We start from the raw sequence: 2,071 nt of genomic DNA on the forward strand, positions 1-2,071 counted from the left end.
TGGCCGAGCGGAATATCGAGCGGCACGCCGAGGCCGCCGCGCTTCTTCGATGAGGGAATGAGCGCGGCGCCCTTGCCGAGCACATCGCGGAACGGGGCGCCGAGCTTTGGATGAAGGATGGCGGCGGGCATGTAGAGCTCCCAGCCAAGCTCGCCGACGAAGGTCAGCCGGCTGGCGCGCACCCGCGCATAGCCAAGGTCGATCTCGCGGCTGGTGCCGAAGGGAAACGCCGCCTCCGAGAAGTCATCGGGCGAGACGGCGCGCAGGAGATCGCGCGATTTCGGCCCCATCAGCGCCAGCATGGGCAGGCCGGAGGTGACATCCTGCACGAAGACATGCGCGTCCGCCGGGATATGGCGCTTGAGCCAGGCCAGGTCGCGCCGCTGCGACACGGCGATGGTCACGACCATGTAGGCGGTTTCGGAGATGCGGGTGACCGTGACATCGGCTTCGATGCCGCCTAGCTCGTTCAGCCATTGCGTGTAGACGACGCGGCCGGCGGGTACGTCGACATTGTTGGCACAGATGCGGTTGAGCACCGCGCAGGCGTCACGCCCCTCGATCCAGTATTTCACGAAGCAGGAATGGTCGAACAGCGTAACGTTGTCAGCCGTGTTGCGGCTTTCCTCGCCGCAGGCGCCGAACCAGTTCTGGCGGCCGTAGGAATAGTCGATCTCGGCCTTCATGCCGGGCAAAGCGAAGAAGCCAGGGCGTTCGTAGGCGGCGGCCTCGGTCATGCAGGCACCCACCGCCATCAGGCGGTCGTGGAACGGGCTCTTGCGGATGTGGCGCGCCGTGGCGAACTGGCGGTATGGCCAGTGCATGTCGAACAAAAGGCCAAGCGTTTCGGTGGTGCGGTCGTAGAGATATTTCTTGTTCGACTGGAACGACATGGTGCGGCGCACGTCGACATCGGCGAGATCGACCGGTGGGCGCCCGTCGCGGATCCATTCCGACAGCGCCTTGCCGACGCCGCCCGAGGAGAGGATGCCGACGGAATTGAAGCCGGTGGCGCAGAACAGGCCGGAGACCTCAGCCGTCTCGCCCAGCAGATAGCGGTCATCCGGCGTAAAGCTTTCCGGTCCGTTGAAGAACAGTTTGATGCCGACATCCGCCAGCAGCGGCACCCGCCTGGTTGCCATTTCGAGGATCGGTTCGAAATGCTCGAAGTCCTCGGGCAGGCTGTCGAAGCAGAAATCGGGCGAGATGCCGTTATGGCCCCACGGCTTGGCCACCGGCTCGAAGCAGCCGAGCAGCAGCTTACCGGCGTCTTCCTTGTAGTAGGAGCACTCGTCGCCCAGGAAAAGCACCGGCAAATTGGTTGGCAGGCCGGGGATGGTCTCGGTGACGATGTAGAAATGCTCGGCGGCGTGCAGCGGCAGCGTCACGCCGATCTGTGCCGCGAGATCGCGCGACCACATGCCACCGCATATCACCACCTTGTCGGCGCGGATCTCGCCCTTGTCGGTGACCACGCCGCAAACGCGGCCGTTCTCGACCAGGATTTTCGTGACCGGCGTGTTTTCGAGAATGCAGGCGCCACCGGTGCGCGCGCCCTTGACATAGGCCATGGTGACGTCGGTGGGGTTGACCTGTCCATCATTGGGGAACCAGAAGCCGCCGACGATGCCGTCGATGTTGACCGGGCTCCAGCGTTCCTTGATCTCGCCGGGCGTGACCATGTCGACCGGCAGGCCGAAATTGCGCCCCATCGAGGCGCCGCGTGCCAGCTCCTCGAAGCGCGCCTCGGTGTTGGCGACACGCAGCGAGCCGCGCTGCATGAAGCCGGTGGCCTGTCCGGTTTCGGCTTCGAGGCGGCCGAACAGCTCGCCGGTGTATTTCGCCAGCTCCGTCATCTGTCGCGTCGCCCGCAACTGCGTCACCAGGCCGGCGGCATGCCATGTCGTGCCGCATGTCAGCTGCTTGCGCTCGCACAGTACGACGTCGGTGATGCCAAGCTTGGTGAGGTGATAGGCGACCGAACATCCGGCAATGCCGCCGCCGACGATGACGACATCAGCCTGTTCCGGCATCTGTTCTGAACTAGCCCCTGACATTACGCGTCCCCCTG

At 64.7% G+C, this 2,071-nt stretch carries 1 protein-coding gene; it reads right to left on the reverse strand.

Translation table 11 applies throughout. The annotated features are described in order from the left end of the window. Positions 1–2,033, reverse strand: a 2,033-nt coding sequence (locus tag EN925_RS33310) for an FAD-dependent oxidoreductase (protein WP_128337248.1), incomplete at its 3' end; no start/stop codon positions are given. Positions 2,034–2,071: the final 38 nt, after the last annotated feature.

The organism is Mesorhizobium sp. M7A.F.Ca.US.006.04.2.1 (assembly GCF_004022915.1).
Classification (GTDB): domain Bacteria; phylum Pseudomonadota; class Alphaproteobacteria; order Rhizobiales; family Rhizobiaceae; genus Mesorhizobium; species Mesorhizobium ciceri.